The following is a 13,763-nucleotide window of genomic DNA, read 5'->3' as shown; positions in this document are numbered from 1 at the left end:
CTAGGCCGGAACCAGGCCGCGCGGCCGTTTGCGCGGCTCAACTCCGGATATGATGGTTTGCCGGCCGCCTGGGCCGGCTTCTCCTTTTTCGGAACATCGGAATCCGTCATGCCTATTTTGAATGTCCAGATCATGGAAGGCCATTCGGCCGCCCAGAAGGCCGCGCTGCTGAAGGCCGCGTCCAACGCTGTCGTCGAGAGCATCGCGGCGCCGCTATCCACCGTGCGCATCGTGCTGCAGGAAGTGTCCGCGGAACATGTGATCGTGGGCGGCGAGATCGGCAAGGCCATGGCGCGGGTCGATGTGGCCCTGATCTCGGGCCGCGACGAGGCCAAGAAGGCGGCGCTGATCGCGGCGTTGAACCAGGCGGTGTGCGCCAGCATCGGCATTTCGGGTCAGGACGTGCGCGTGCTGCTGCGCGACGTGCCCAACACCGACATGGGCGCGGCCAACGGCATCACCGCCAAGGCTAACGGCCGCTGAACGCGGCGGCCGCGGCGCCTGTCGCCCGTTTGCCAAACGCCCGCCTTGCGCGGGCGTTTTCATTACATCTTCAGGCCCAGCTCGGCCACGAACTTCTTTTCTTCCGCCACCTGCCGGATCGCGAAGTCGGTGTAGGCCGCGCTGTCCATCAGCATGTGCGGCTGGTCCGCGTTTTCCAGCGCGCGGTTGTATTCCGGATCGCTGGATGCGCGATGAAAGGCCTGCTGCAAGGCGCGGGTCACGGCGGGGTCCATGCCTTTGGGGCCGGCGATGCCCACCGGGTTGGCCGCGACTATCGGGTAACCCAGTTCCGTCAGCGTCGGCACATCGGGCACGCGCTTGGCGCGGGCCTCGCCCAGCACCGCCAGCAGCCGCGCCTTGCCGGTGTCTATCATCGGTCCCCAGCCCGCGTCCGAGACCATCTGGATATGGCCGCCCAGCAGCGCGGTGGTTTCCTCGGCCGCGCCCTTGTAGGGGATGAAATTGAAGCGGGTGTTCGTCAGCCGCGACAGGCGCTCGATCGCGATGCGCCCCGACCCCCCGGTGCCCGTGCCGCCATAGCTGATCTTGTCGGGATGGGCGCGGGCGTCGGCGATCAATTCGTCCAGCGTGCGCCAGGGCGCATCCTCGCGCACCACGATGGCGTAGGAGTACGCGGTCATGCAGGCGACGTAGGTGAAGTCCTTGAGCGGGTCGTAGTTGACCTGTTGCAGGAAGGGGTAGCGGAACAGCGTGCCCACCACCACCGATACCGTGTAGCCGTCGGGCGCCGCGGTATGCGCCATGGCCGCCGGGCCCAGCGTGCCACCGGCGCCAGGCCGGTTGGCGATGATGACGGTCTGCCCCAGTTCGCGCGAGGCCGCGACCGCCAGCGCGCGCATCTGCGTGTCGGTGGCGCCGCCGGCCGGAAACGGCACGATGAGCGTGACGGGGCGCGCCGGGAAGTTGGCCGCGCCGGCAGGCCGCGGCAGGGCCAGCGCGGCGGGCAAGGCCGCGCCCAGCTTGAGCAGGCTGCGGCGCCGCGGCGAGGGAGGGCTGCGAGGGTGATCGGTCATGCTTGTCTCCGTCCTGGTTGTGGGCTTGCGGGGTCGGACGCGCCGGCTGCATGTCCCTACAGCGCGATGCCGCGTCCGATCAGGCTGGCGATGTCCGGCTCGCTATAGCCGGCCTCGCGCAGGATCTGATCCGTGTGCTCGCCGGGCAATGGGGCCTGGCGATGAATGGCGAACTGGAAGCCCGACATCTTCACCGGGCTGGCCACATGGGTGTTGCGGCCATAGGCCGGATGTTCGGTCTGCAGCGGCATGCCGCGAGCCACGAACTGCGGATGCGCGAGGCTTTCCGCCAGCTTGAGCACCGGCGACACGCAGCAGTCGGCGCCTTCCAGCAGCTCCAGCCAATGCGCCAGCGGACGGGCGCCGAACAGCTGCTGCAATTCGCCGCGCACGCGCGTCTGCTGCGCCGCGCCGCCATGGCGGTGCAGCGGCGCCAGGTCGGGGCGGTCCAGGCGGCGGCACAGCGTTTCCCAGAACTTCGGCTCCAGCGCGGCTACGGCCAGGTAGCGTCCGTCCTGCGTGCGGTACTGGCCGTAGCAGGCCAGTCCGCCGGACAAGGTGTCTGCGCCCGCCGGCCGCGTGTCGCCCTGGGCGTTCAAGGTGGCCAGCGGCACCACCGCGGCGGCCAGCAGGCCGTCGGCGATGGCAATGTCGATGCAGCGGCCGCGCCCGCTGCGCTGGGCGTCGTACAGCGCGGCCAGTATGCCCATCGCCGCCGTGAGCGATCCGCCCAGGATGTCGGCCACCGGCAGATTGGACAAGGCCGGCAGGTCAGGTCCGCAACCCATCTGGTCCGCGACGCCCGCGCAGGCCGCGTAGTTCAGGTCATGGCCGGCGGCGTCGCGCTGCGGGCCGTCCTGCCCATACCCCGTAATGCTGCAATACACCAGCCGCGGATTGTGATGCGCCAGGGTCGGGTAGTCGGCCCGCAGGCGCGCGGCCACGCCGGGCCGGAAACTCTCGATCACCACGTCCGCGCCGCGCGCCAGCGCGGCCAGCGCCGCCTGGCCCTCGGGTTCCTTGAGATTCAGCCGCAGCCCCCGCTTGTTGCGGTTGCATAGCGCGCGCAGCGGCGGCGGGGCGTAATCGCCCGCCTGCGTGTCCTCGATCTTGATGACGTCCGCGCCCAGGTCGGCCAGGTACTGCGCGCCCAGCGGGCCCGGCAGCAGCCGCGACAGGTCCAGGATCCTGACGCCAGCGAGCGGGGCGGTGTTCGGCGTATCCAAAGAGGGACTCCCGTAAATGCGAAGTGGCATGCCCGCATAGGGCTCGGGCCAGTCTAGGCGCGGCTTTGCGGGCAACCAATGGCGGATTCGCTGATTCCGCTTGGCGGGAATGCTCATGCAGGCCATTCCTGCGCGCGCCTGCTTTGGCTACCATCGGTGCTGTCGGCGCACGCCCAGCCGTTGGATGCCTCCATGACCCATCACACCATTGCCGTGGGGCATATCGCCCAGATCCTGCAAGGCGCGCGCAGCCGGAGCGTGGACGTGGACCGGGTCCTGGCGCGGGCCGACGTGCCGCCTTCCTTGCTGCAGGCGCCGATGGCGCGCGTATCGCAGGCCCAGTTCGCGCAGATATTGCGGATGCTGCGCCGCGCCACTCGCGACGACTTCCTGGGCATGGGACAGCATCCGGTGCCGCTGGGCGCGTTCGACCACGCCTGCCGGCTTGCCTTGCAGCAGGCCACGGTGGGCCAGGCCTTGCGCGTGGCGTTCCGCTATTACCACGGCGTGCTGCGCGACTTCACCGCGCGCCTGTGCGTGAGCGGCGAGCGCGCGCGCATCGTGCTCGATTCGCGCGGCCCCAGCAGTTGTGCGCGCTGGTATGGCGAGCGTTCATTCCTGTTCTTCACCCTGGGCGTGTCCAACTGGCTGGCGGCGCGGCGCATCCCCATCCTGGGCGTGGACTACAGCAGCGGCGCGCGCAGCGCCGACGCGCACCGGCTCTTCTACGCGCCGGTGCGTTATGGCCAGCCGGTGGCGGGCCTGTGGCTGGAGTCGCGCTGGCTGGCGTTGCCGGTGGTGCAGAACGAACAGACGCTCAAGCCGTTCCTGGCCACCGCGCCCTTCGACCTGCTGGTGAAGTACCAGGACCGCACCACCCTGACCGACCGCATCCGCCGCTTGCTGCGCAACGATCTGTCCAGGGACTTGCCCTCGCTGGCCCAGATCAGCGCGCAGCTGGCGATGACGCCGCAAACGCTCAGGCGCCATCTGCGCGAAGAGGGGCAGGGCTTCCAGGCGTTGAAGGACGACCTGCGGCGCGACGTCGCGGTCGAATACCTGGGCCGCCATGACCTGTCGCTGATGGACATCGCGGAACGCCTGGGCTTTTCCGAGCCCAGCACCTTCCACCGCGCCTTCAAGAAATGGACCGGCGTGTCGCCGGGCGAATACCGCCGCAACCGCCTGGTCTGCGGTCCAGCGGCCCGCTGACACTTTTCGCCTATCGGTTTGACGCCTGCGGCCATTGCCGCGATCCGGCCCCGGGGCGAAGCTGGAGGCACGGTGATCGATGCGTGCCGTTGCCGAGCAGCAGAGCCCGGACCCACGCGTGCCGTAGGAGACAACACAACCATGTATCTGACACAGGGTCTGCATCGCGCCGGCCGGCTGTATCCAGGCAAGATCGCGCTGCGCGAAGGCGCACGGTCCTGGACCTACGCCGCGCTGCTCGCCTGGACCGCGCGCAAGGCGGCGGTCCTGCGCGGCCACGGCGTGCTTCCCGGCGACCGCGTGGCGCTGCTGGGCGCCAATGGCGCGGACTATGTGTCGTGGATCCTGGCGTGCTGGTGGCTGGGCGCGGCGGCCATGCCCCTGAACACGCGCTGGAGCGGGGCGGAGCTGTCGCGAGCGCTTGCCGATTGCGGTCCCAGGCTGCTGCTGGTGGACGAGGCCATGGCGCCGCGCATCGCCGGCGTGGAAGTGCCCAGAGCCACCTCGCCGCTGTCCGCCGAGGTTCTGGCCGCCCATGCCGAGACAGAGGATGCGGCCCAGGACGTGCGCGCGGGCGGCGACGCGCTGGCCGCCATTCTCTACACGGGCGGCACCACGGGCAGCCCCAAGGGCGCCATGCTTACGCATGCCAATCTGTGGAGCGCGGCGGTGGCCCGGATGGCTACCGTGCCGACGCCGCCCGACAGCAGCACGCTGCTGGTCGCGCCCTTGTTTCACGTTGCCGGATTGGGGCGATTGATCGGACAAATTGTCGCGGGCGCATCGATCGTGGTGCAGCGCGGCTTCAATCCGCGAGCGGTGCTCCAGGCCTTGCAGGACGAAGGCGTGTCCGAGGTGCTGCTGGTGCCCAGCATGATCCAGATGTTGCTGGACGAGCCCGGCTTTGCGCAGTACCGGCTGGACGGCGTGGCGCGCGTGATCTGGGGCGCATCGCCGATTTCCCGCGCCTTGCTCGACAGGGCGCTGGCGGCCTTTCCGCGGGCGGAGTTCGTGCATGCCTACGGCATGACCGAGACGGCCGCCACCGTGGCAATCAATGCCCAGGTGCGCCTGGGCGGCGCGCGCGCCGAATCGGCGGGCAGGCCGGCGCTGGGCGTGGAAACCTGCATTCTGGCGCCGGACGGCAGCGAGGCCGCGCCGGGCGTCATCGGCGAACTGGCGGTGCGCGGCCCCATGGTGATGCAGGGCTACTGGAACCAGCCCGAGGATACCCGGCGCGTGTTCGCGCAGGGCTGGCTGTTGACGGGCGACGCGGCCCGCCAGGACGAGGACGGCTATCTGTACATCGTGGACCGCTTGAAGGACATGATCGTCAGCGGCGGAGAAAACGTCTATGGCGCCGAAGTGGAGGGCGTGCTGGCGCACCACGCGCTGGTGGCGCGCTGCGCGGTCATCGGCGTCGCGCACGAGCGCTGGGGCGAGGCCGTGCATGCGGTGATCGTGCCGCGCGCCGGCATGGCGCCGGATGCCGCTGCCCTGGACCGGCATTGCCGCGCACAACTCGCGGCCTACAAGTGTCCCAAGACCTACGAATTCCTCGGCGAACTGCCGATGTCGGCCGCAGGCAAGGTGCTGAAGTCCGTGCTGCGGCAAGACCACGAATCCAGGCGCGCGGCCGTCGCCGCGCCGGCTCATCAGGAGAAGCAGGCATGAATCGGAAAGTATGGGTGGCAGGGGTGGGCATGATCCCGTTCAGCAAGCCGGGGGCCAGCGAGGCCTACACCGTGATGGGCGCGCGCGCCACGCGCGAGGCGCTGCGCGACGCGGGCTTGCCGTACGGCGCGATCCAACAGGCCTACGCGGGCTACGTCTACGGCGACTCGACCGCCGGCCAGGCGGTGCTGTACGGCGTGGGCTTGAGCGGCATACCGGTGTTCAACGTCAACAACAATTGCGCGAGTGGGTCGTCGGCCCTGTTCCTGGCGCGCCAGGCGGTCGAAAGCGGCGCGGTGGAGTGCGCACTGGCAGTGGGGTTCGAGCAGATGGTGCCGGGCGCGCTGAAGGGCGTGTACGACGATCGGCCCTCGCCGCTGCAGGACTTCGTCGTCGCGATGAGCGACATGCAGGGCTACGACACGGCCAAACCGCGCGCCGCCCAGTTCTTCGGCGGCGCGGGCCGCGACTACATGAAGGAGCACGGCATCCGCGGCGACACCTTCGCGCGCATTTCGGTCAAGGCGCGCCAGCACGCCGCGCGCAACCCCTTTGCGGTGTTCCGCCAGACGGTCACGCTGGACGAGGTGCTGGCCGCGCCCATGATCTTCGATCCCCTGACGCGCCTGCAATGCTGCCCGCCCACTTGCGGTGCGGCCGCCGCCATCCTGTGCTCTGACGAATTCGCGCGCCGCCATGGCCTCTCGCCCGCCGTCAGCATCGTCGCTCAGGCCATGACCACGGATACCCCGTCCACCTTCGGCGCGGGCGACATGCGCAAGGTGGTGGGCTATGACATGACGCGGGCCGCGGCCGACCAGGTCTACGAGGCAGCGGGTATCGGCCCCGACGACGTGGACGTGGTGGAACTGCACGACTGCTTCACGGCCAACGAGCTGATCACCTACGAGGGCCTGCGCCTGACACCGGAAGGCAGTGCCGAGAAGTTCATCCTCGAAGGCGACAACACCTATGGCGGCAAGGTCGTGACCAATCCGTCCGGCGGCCTGCTGTCCAAGGGGCACCCCCTGGGCGCGACCGGCCTGGCCCAATGCACGGAACTGGTATGGCAGCTGCGCGGCCAGGCGGATCTGCGCCAGGTCGAGGGCGCGCGGCTGGCGCTGCAGCACAACCTGGGCCTGGGCGGCGCCTGCGTGGTGACGCTGTACCAGGCGGGCTGAGGAGAGCGCCATGCTGGATACACGCCATATCGGCGCCGCATTGCCGGCGTTCAACACCACGGTGGAAGCGGGCCGCCTGCGCTTTTTCGCCAAGGCCACCGGACAGGTCGATCCGGTCTACACCGACGAGACGGCGGCGCGCGCCGCCGGACACCCCGCGCTGCCGGTGCCGCCGACCTTCCTCTTCTGCCTGGAAATGGACAGCCCGCGGCCCGCGGCCATGCGCGAACTGCTGGGCATCGATATCGCCCGGGTGCTGCACGGCGAGCAGGGCTTCGTCTACCACGCCATGGCGCACGCGGGCGATGAACTGCGCTTCGAGCCGCGCATCGCCGACATCTATGCCAAGAAGGGCGGCGCGCTGGAATTCGTGCTGCGTGTAACCCGGGTGACGGATGCCGCGGGGCGGCTGATCGCCGAACTGCGCGCGACCACCGTCGTGCGCAACGCTTAGGGAGAACCGCATGAGCATGGAAATGCACCGCGATGCCCAGGCCGGAGACGAGTTGCCCGGCTTTGCCGCCGGCCCGGTCAGCCGGCTCGGGCTGGCGCTGTACTGCGGCGCCTCGGGCGATCACAACCCCATACACGTGGACCTGGATTTCGCGCGGGCCGCGGGCATGGACGACGTTTTCGCCCACGGCATGCTGTCGGCCGCCTATCTGGCGCGGCTGCTGACGAACTGGGCGCCGCAATCGGCGCTGCGCGAGTACGCCGTGCGTTTCGTGGCGATCACGCACGTAGGCGACGAGGTCCGCTGTTCCGGCCGCGTGCTGGAACGATTTGAAGCGCAGGGGGAAGCCCGGGCCCGGGTGGAACTGCAGGCGCGCAGCCAGACCGGTGAACTGCGCCTGAGCGGCGTGGCGGTGCTGGCTGTCCGGTAAACCAAGACGAGGAGCAGGCTATGGGTACGTTGGAAGGCAAGGTTGCGCTGGTTTCGGGCGCGGGGCGCGGCATCGGGCAGGAAATCGCGCTGAAGCTGGCGCGCGAAGGCGCCAGCGTGGTGGTGAACGACCTGGACGCGGGGCCGGCGGAGGAAACCGTGGCGCTGATCCGGCAGGCGGGCGGCCAGGCGCAGGCCTGCGCCGGCAGCGTCATCGAATCCGGCTTCGCCGAGCGGTTCGTCGGCGCCGCCGTGGACACGTTCGGCGGCCTGGACATCATCGTCAACAATGCCGGCTACACCTGGGACAACGTCATCCAGAAGATGACGGACGAGCAGTGGGACGCGATCCTGGCCGTGCACCTGTCCGCGCCGTTCCGCATCCTGCGCGCCGCGTCCGGCTTCATCCGCGAGGCGGCCAAGGCCGAAGCGGAACAGGGCAGGGAGGTGTTCCGCAAAGTGGTGAACATCTCGTCCACGTCCGGCGTGATGGGCAATGCGGGCCAGGCCAACTACTCGGCGGCCAAGGCCGGTATCAACGGCCTGACGCGCGCGCTGGCCAAGGAATGGGGCCGCTACAAGGTCAACGTCAACAGCGTGGCCTTCGGCCTGATCAAGACGCGCCTGACCGAAGCACCCGCGGACGGCGGCGCGACGCTGGATATCGAAGGCCGGCAGATCAAGGTCGGCGTCAACCCGCAAGTGCTGAAGAACGCCGAAAGCCTGATTCCCATAGGCCGCGCCGGCACGCCGGCGGAAGCGGCCGGGGCCGTGTATCTGTTCTGCCTGCCCGAATCGAACTACGTCAGCGGCCAGGTCCTGGTCGTGGGCGGCGGCCGTCCTTGAGCGGAGGGAGAGCGCAATGGATACGCCCCGGCAGGGCTGGATGGACGCGGACCTGACGCTGTTCCAGGATTCGACCCGGCGTCTCTTCGAAAAGGAGTTCGCGCCCGACGAAGAGCGCTGGCGCAAGCAGCAGCACGCGGACCGCGAGGTCTGGAACAAGGCGGGCCGCCTGGGCCTGCTGTGCGTGAGCATGCCCGAGGCCTATGGCGGCGGCGGGGGCAGCTTTGCCCACGAGGCCATCGTGGCAGCGGAGCAGGCGCGCGCCATGGTCCATGGCTTCAGCAACAACGTGCACAGCGCCATCCTGGCGCACTACATCCTGAACTACGGCACCAAGACGCAGAAGCAGCGCTGGCTGCCCAAGATGGCCAGCGGCGAACTGGTGGGCGCCATCGCCATGAGCGAGCCGGGCGCGGGATCGGACCTGAAGAGCGTGCGCACCACCGCCTCGAAGGAGGGCGGCGAGTACGTGCTCAACGGCTCCAAGACCTTCATCACCAACGGCCTGCACGCGGACCTGGTCTGCGTGGTGGCCAAGACCGATGCCAAGGCCGGCGCCAGGGGCGTGTCGCTGATCATGGTGGAAACGCGGGACCTGCCGGGCTTCAGGCGCGGACGGCTGCTGGAGAAGCTGGGCCAGAAAAGTCTGGACACGGCGGAACTGTTCTTCGACGGCGCGCGCGTGGGCGAAGACTGCCTGCTGGGCGGAGTCGAAGGCCGCGGCTTCGCCCAGCTGATGCAGCAGTTGCCGCGCGAACGGCTGTTGATCGCCGTGGGCGCCGTGGCCACCATGCGGCGCGCCATCGAAGAGACCGTGGCCTATGCCAGGACGCGCCAGGTCTTCGGACAGGCGCTCATCGATCTGCAGAACACGCGCTTCAAGCTGGCGGAATGCGAGACCGTCGCCACGATCGCGGCGCGCTTCGTGGACGATTGCATAGAACGGCAGCTGGCCGGCACGCTGGACCTGTCCACGGCCGCGATGGCCAAGTGGTGGACCACCCAGATGAATTGCCAGGTGATCGACGAGTGCCTGCAATTGCACGGCGGCTACGGCTACATGCTGGAATATCCGATAGCCAGGATGTACGCGGATGCGCGCGTGGGCAGGATCTATGGCGGTTCCAACGAGATCATGAAGGAAATCATCGCGCGTGCCATGACCGCCTGAGGCGGCACGAAAAAGCCGGAACAAGAACGAGGAGACAAGATGCAGCAAGCGCACTATCGGTATTGGCCCAAGGGGCTGCCCAGGGAGATCAGCCTGCCGCAGTCCAGCCTGTACTTCAACCTGGAGGCGTCCGCCACCCGCTATCCGGGCAAGCCGGCCATCGTGTTCTACGACATGGCGCTGGACTACGCGCGCCTGAAGCGCGAAGTCGATGCGATGGCCGGCTACCTGCAGCATAGCGCCGGCGTGCGGGCGGGCGACCGGGTGCTGCTGCTGAGCCAGAACTGTCCGCAATTCGTCATCGCCTACTACGCCATCCTGCGCGCCGATGCCGTGGTGGTGCCCGTGAACGCCATGAGCACCGTGCAAGAGCTGGCGCACTACCTGGAGGACAGCGGCGCCCGCGTGGCGTTCGCTGCCCAGGAACTGTGCGAGCGCCTGGCCGGCTTCACCGAGGATGGGCGGCTGGAGCGCGTCATCGTCCACACCTATTCGGATTACCTGGATGGCGCCGCCCCGGACGCGCCGGATTGGGTCACCGCGCCCCGGCGCGGGCCCGAGCTGCGCGGCGGCGTGCCCTGGTATGGCGCATTGGCGGTCAATGCGCAGCCGCTGCCGCATCGGGCCGGCGCGAAAGATCTCTGCCTGCTGCCGTACACATCCGGCACCACCGGCAGGCCCAAGGGTTGCCGCCATACCCACGGCACGATGGGCGCGTCGCTGGCCGGCTCGCAGCTGTGGCGCGGTTTGACGTCGGAGGCCGTCATCATGGGCGTGGCGCCCATGTTCCATCTGCTGGGCATGCAGAGCTGCATGAACACGCCCATCCTGCTGGGCGCGACGGTGGTGGTGCTGCCGCGCTGGGACCGTCAGGTGGCGGCCCGGCTGATGGCGCGGCACCGCGTCAGCGTCTGGGCCGCGCCGCCCGCAATGGTCGTGGATTTCTTCGCGCAGCCGGGCATCGAGGACCTGGACCTGTCCAGCCTGGCGCAGCTGTGCGGAGGCGGCGCGCCCATGCCCGAGGCGGTGGCGGCGATGCTGGCGAGCCGCTACGGCATCACCTACAACGAGGCCTACGGCCTGACGGAGACGGCTTCGTTCCTGCACTGCAATCCGCTGGACCGCAACAAGCGCCAGTGCATAGGCGTGCCCACCTTCGGCGTGGACACGCGGATAGTGGACCCGGCCACGCTGGCCGAGCTGCCGCAAGGCGAAACCGGAGAACTGGCGACCCGCGGCGCGCAGGTCATGCTGGGATACTGGAACAACCCCCAGGCCGACGCCGACGCTTTCTTCATGCTGGACGGCCAGCGTTATTTCCGCACCGGCGACCTGGGCCGGGTGGACGAGGACGGCTATTTCTACGTGACCGACCGCTTGAAGCGCATGATCAACGCGTCCGGCTACAAGGTCTGGCCGGCGGAAGTGGAGAACGCGCTGTACGAGCACCCGGCGGTGCACGAGGCCTGCGTGATCGGCGTGCCCGACGCCTGCCGCGGCGAAACCGTGAAGGCCCTGCTGGTGTTGCGTCCGCAGGCGCGCGGCAGCGTGCGCGAAGACGAGGTGATCGCCTGGGCGCGGACCCGCATGGCGGCCTACAAGGCGCCGCGCATCGTCGAGTTCGTGGACGCCCTGCCCAAGTCCAGCACCGGCAAGATCCTGTGGCGGCAATTGCAGGAGGCGGGCAAGGCCTTGGCCTAGCGGTTCTCAGGAGGCGTCTGGACGGGGCCGGGCGCGGGCGGCTCCTGGTCATTTCCCGCCAGCCCCTTGAACAGCCGGCCCAGCTCCACGGGGAAGGGGAAGACGATGGTCGAGCTGTTCTGCGCGCCTATCATGGCCAGCGTGCTCAGGTAGCGCAGCTGCATCGCCTCCGGCTGTCCCGACAGCGTGCGCGCCGCGTTCAGCAGCATCTGCGCGGCCTGCTGTTCGCCTTCGGCATGGATGATCTTGGCGCGCCGTTCGCGTTCGGCCTCGGCTTGGCGGGCGATGACGCGGACCATGCCTTCGTTCAGGTCGATGTGCTTGATCTCCACGTTCGCGACCTTGATGCCCCAGGCGTCGGTCTGCGCGTCCAGGATCTCCTGCACCGCGCTGTTGACCTTGTCGCGCTCCGACAGCAGCTCATCGAGGTCGTGCTTGCCCAGCACCGAGCGCAGCGTGGTCTGCGCCAGTTCGCTCGTCGCCTGGCGGAAGTTCTCGACCTGGATCACGGAACGCTCGGGGTCGATCACACGGAAGTAGATGACGGCATTGACCTTGACGGACACGTTGTCGCGGGAGATCGCGTCCTGGCTGGGCACGTCGAAGACCTCGGTGCGCTGGTCCACCCTTACCATCTGCTGGACCACGGGGATCAGCAGGATCAGGCCGGGGCCCTTGACGCCGGTGAAGCGGCCCAAGGTAAAGATCACGCCGCGCTCGTATTCGCGCAGGATGCGGACCGACAGGGCGAACAGCGCGACGGCCAGCGCCAGGATGGGGGCATAGAAGGCGAGGTTCAGCAACATGGCAGGCTCCGCAGTAAGGGGCGAGGACGCCGGGGGCTGGCGTCCTTATCCGGATGGGGGCGGGCCGGCGTCCGCCCGCACTTGCAAGGTCACGCCGCGGACGGCCGCGATCACCACGGTGTCGCCGGCGGCCAGGCCGGCCGGGCCGGTTGCCCGCCAGCGCTCGCCCGAGGCCGCCACATAGCCTTGTCCGCCGTTCCAGCTCAACACCTTGACGCGCTGGCCGAGCAGCGCCTCGGCGCCGCTGACCACGGGCGCCCGGCGCGAGCGCAGGGCCAGCCGGCCGATCAGGAAGGTCATGCCCAGGCTGGCCGCGGCGACGCCCGCCATCAGCGGAATGGAGACGCCGAAGGCCGGCGTATCGGTGTCGATGAGCAGGATGGCGCCGAGCACGAAGGACACCGCGCCTCCCACGCCCAGCACGCCCAGCGTGGGCGCGAAGATCTCCGCCACCATCAGCGAGGTTCCCAGCACTACCAGCCCGATACCGGCATAGGTCAGCGGCAGCGCCGACAAGGCGTAGAGGCCGACCAGCAGGCAGATGGCGCCGAAGATGCCGGGGAACAGGGCGCCGGGACTCATGAATTCGAAGATCAGCCCATACACGCCGGCCATCAGCAGCAACAGCGCCAGATTGGGATTGGTGATCACGCTGAGCGCCTGGGTGCGCCAGTCGGGATCGCGCGGCAACAGCCGCAGGTCTTTGGTGTGCAGAATGGCGTCGCTGTTGCCGATCCTGACGCTGCGCCCATCCGCCTTGGCCAGCAGGTCCGGCACGTCGTCCGCGACCAGGTCGATCACATTGCGCGCGCGGGCCTCGCCGGCCGTGAGGCTGGCGGCGGCGCGCACCGCCTGTTCCGCCCAGTCGGCATTGCGGCCGCGCAGCGCGGCGAGCGAACGGATGTAGGCCACGGCGTCATTGATCGCCTTGGCTTCGCCCGGATCCTGCGCCGTTGTTCCTGGCTCGTCCTTGCGCTCCGCAGCGGGCTTCTTGCCTGGCGCCTCGGCTGGCCGGGCAGGGCCGCCGCCCAGCGAGATCGGGGTGGCCGCGCCCAGGTTCGTGGCGGGCGCCATGGCCGCGATGTGGCTGGCATAGAGGATGTAGGTGCCGGCGCTGGCGGCGCGCGCGCCGTTGGGCGCCACGTAGGAAATCACCGGTATGGGCGAAGCCAGGATCGCGCGGATGATGTCGCGCATGGAAGTGTCGAGCCCGCCCGGGGTGTCGATCCGCAGGACCACTGCCGCCGCATTCTGTTCGCGCGCCGCGGCCAGGCCGCGCACCACATAGTCCGCCGTGGCGGGGCCGACGATGCCGTCCAGCGACAGCACGACGGCGATTTGCTGCGGGCCGCCGGCAGGCTGCGCGGATGCGCTGCCCGCACTGATCACGGCCGCCGCAAGCAGCGCCGCCACACGGCGCAGCTTGCGGAGCATTGAACAGATTCCGGACATCGGGCTCGGGATCGGGGCGGCCATGGACTGGTTTCCTCCGACGCGCGGCGCAAGGCGGCGAGCCGCCCGCGCT

Annotated in this window: 13 protein-coding genes; 9 read left to right on the top strand and 4 right to left on the bottom strand. The window is 69.2% G+C overall.

The genetic code is table 11. The annotated features are described in order from the left end of the window. Nucleotides 1-108: 108 nt before the first annotated feature. Nucleotides 109-483: a tautomerase family protein gene (locus tag HWY37_RS29315; protein ID WP_176090421.1), complete on the top strand. Its 375-nt coding sequence runs from the start codon at nt 109-111 to the stop codon at nt 481-483. Between the two features lie 62 nt (nt 484-545). Here the strand turns inward: HWY37_RS29315 and HWY37_RS29310 are convergent, their stop codons facing one another. Further along, complete coding sequence (locus HWY37_RS29310; RefSeq protein WP_175205990.1) at nt 546-1,538, bottom strand: tripartite tricarboxylate transporter substrate binding protein; 993 nt, start codon at nt 1,536-1,538, stop codon at nt 546-548. 56 nt (nt 1,539-1,594) lie between these two features. Continuing rightward, a complete protein-coding gene (locus HWY37_RS29305) occupies nt 1,595-2,764 on the bottom strand; it encodes a CaiB/BaiF CoA transferase family protein (RefSeq protein WP_176090420.1) in 1,170 nt (389 codons plus the stop codon). A gap of 192 nt (nt 2,765-2,956) precedes the next feature. On the opposite strand from HWY37_RS29305, the gene HWY37_RS29300 reads away from it, so the two are divergent. The 8 genes from HWY37_RS29300 to HWY37_RS29265 all read left to right on the top strand — a co-directional run bounded on the left by HWY37_RS29300 (nt 2,957) and on the right by HWY37_RS29265 (nt 11,432). Then, nucleotides 2,957-3,976 carry an AraC family transcriptional regulator gene (locus HWY37_RS29300; protein ID WP_176090419.1) on the top strand — a complete coding sequence of 340 codons (1,020 nt, stop codon included), beginning with the start codon at nt 2,957-2,959 and terminating at the stop codon, nt 3,974-3,976. 141 nt (nt 3,977-4,117) lie between these two features. Next, nucleotides 4,118-5,650 carry a class I adenylate-forming enzyme family protein gene (locus HWY37_RS29295; protein WP_176090418.1) on the top strand — a complete coding sequence of 511 codons (1,533 nt, stop codon included), beginning with the start codon at nt 4,118-4,120 and terminating at the stop codon, nt 5,648-5,650. Further along, nucleotides 5,647-6,831, top strand: coding sequence for a lipid-transfer protein (locus HWY37_RS29290; protein ID WP_176090417.1), 1,185 nt, complete (start codon nt 5,647-5,649; stop codon nt 6,829-6,831). The genes HWY37_RS29295 and HWY37_RS29290 overlap by 4 nt, the downstream gene beginning before the upstream one ends. A 10-nt stretch (nt 6,832-6,841) precedes the next feature. Continuing rightward, nucleotides 6,842-7,285 (top strand): MaoC family dehydratase N-terminal domain-containing protein, encoded by a 444-nt coding sequence (locus HWY37_RS29285; RefSeq protein ID WP_176090416.1) that lies wholly within the window; start codon nt 6,842-6,844, stop codon nt 7,283-7,285. A gap of 10 nt (nt 7,286-7,295) precedes the next feature. Continuing rightward, entirely contained in the window at nt 7,296-7,715 is a 420-nt protein-coding gene (locus HWY37_RS29280) for a MaoC family dehydratase (protein WP_176090415.1), read from the top strand. A gap of 20 nt (nt 7,716-7,735) precedes the next feature. Continuing rightward, nucleotides 7,736-8,560, top strand: a complete 825-nt coding sequence (locus tag HWY37_RS29275; protein ID WP_176090414.1) for an SDR family NAD(P)-dependent oxidoreductase — start codon at nt 7,736-7,738, stop codon at nt 8,558-8,560. Nucleotides 8,561-8,576: 16 nt separating this feature from the next. Then, nucleotides 8,577-9,731: an acyl-CoA dehydrogenase family protein gene (locus HWY37_RS29270; protein WP_176090413.1), complete on the top strand. Its 1,155-nt coding sequence runs from the start codon at nt 8,577-8,579 to the stop codon at nt 9,729-9,731. Nucleotides 9,732-9,770: 39 nt separating this feature from the next. After that, entirely contained in the window at nt 9,771-11,432 is a 1,662-nt protein-coding gene (locus HWY37_RS29265) for a long-chain fatty acid--CoA ligase (RefSeq protein ID WP_176090412.1), read from the top strand. Here HWY37_RS29265 and HWY37_RS29260 read toward each other — a convergent pair. Together HWY37_RS29260 and HWY37_RS29255 are read right to left on the bottom strand one after the other, a co-directional pair. Further along, a complete protein-coding gene (locus tag HWY37_RS29260) occupies nt 11,429-12,238 on the bottom strand; it encodes a slipin family protein (RefSeq protein ID WP_175206000.1) in 810 nt (269 codons plus the stop codon). The genes HWY37_RS29265 and HWY37_RS29260 overlap by 4 nt on opposite strands. A 45-nt stretch (nt 12,239-12,283) precedes the next feature. After that, complete coding sequence (locus tag HWY37_RS29255) at nt 12,284-13,672, bottom strand: NfeD family protein (RefSeq protein ID WP_246302440.1); 1,389 nt, start codon at nt 13,670-13,672, stop codon at nt 12,284-12,286. Nucleotides 13,673-13,763: the final 91 nt, after the last annotated feature.

The organism is Achromobacter anxifer (assembly GCF_903652925.1).
Classification (GTDB): domain Bacteria; phylum Pseudomonadota; class Gammaproteobacteria; order Burkholderiales; family Burkholderiaceae_B; genus Achromobacter; species Achromobacter anxifer.
This window is presented reverse-complemented; position numbering and strand designations above follow the sequence as displayed.

Coding starts and splice junctions, on each gene's coding strand:
- HWY37_RS29310 (WP_175205990.1), bottom strand. CDS start 1,538: ATGACCGATCACCCTCGCAGCCCTCCCTCGCCGCGGCGCCGCAGCCTG.
- HWY37_RS29300 (WP_176090419.1), top strand. CDS start 2,957: ATGACCCATCACACCATTGCCGTGGGGCATATCGCCCAGATCCTGCAA.
- HWY37_RS29285 (WP_176090416.1), top strand. CDS start 6,842: ATGCTGGATACACGCCATATCGGCGCCGCATTGCCGGCGTTCAACACC.
- HWY37_RS29270 (WP_176090413.1), top strand. CDS start 8,577: ATGGATACGCCCCGGCAGGGCTGGATGGACGCGGACCTGACGCTGTTC.
- HWY37_RS29280 (WP_176090415.1), top strand. CDS start 7,296: ATGAGCATGGAAATGCACCGCGATGCCCAGGCCGGAGACGAGTTGCCC.
- HWY37_RS29265 (WP_176090412.1), top strand. CDS start 9,771: ATGCAGCAAGCGCACTATCGGTATTGGCCCAAGGGGCTGCCCAGGGAG.
- HWY37_RS29295 (WP_176090418.1), top strand. CDS start 4,118: ATGTATCTGACACAGGGTCTGCATCGCGCCGGCCGGCTGTATCCAGGC.
- HWY37_RS29275 (WP_176090414.1), top strand. CDS start 7,736: ATGGGTACGTTGGAAGGCAAGGTTGCGCTGGTTTCGGGCGCGGGGCGC.
- HWY37_RS29290 (WP_176090417.1), top strand. CDS start 5,647: ATGAATCGGAAAGTATGGGTGGCAGGGGTGGGCATGATCCCGTTCAGC.
- HWY37_RS29260 (WP_175206000.1), bottom strand. CDS start 12,238: ATGTTGCTGAACCTCGCCTTCTATGCCCCCATCCTGGCGCTGGCCGTC.
- HWY37_RS29255 (WP_246302440.1), bottom strand. CDS start 13,672: ATGCTCCGCAAGCTGCGCCGTGTGGCGGCGCTGCTTGCGGCGGCCGTG.
- HWY37_RS29315 (WP_176090421.1), top strand. CDS start 109: ATGCCTATTTTGAATGTCCAGATCATGGAAGGCCATTCGGCCGCCCAG.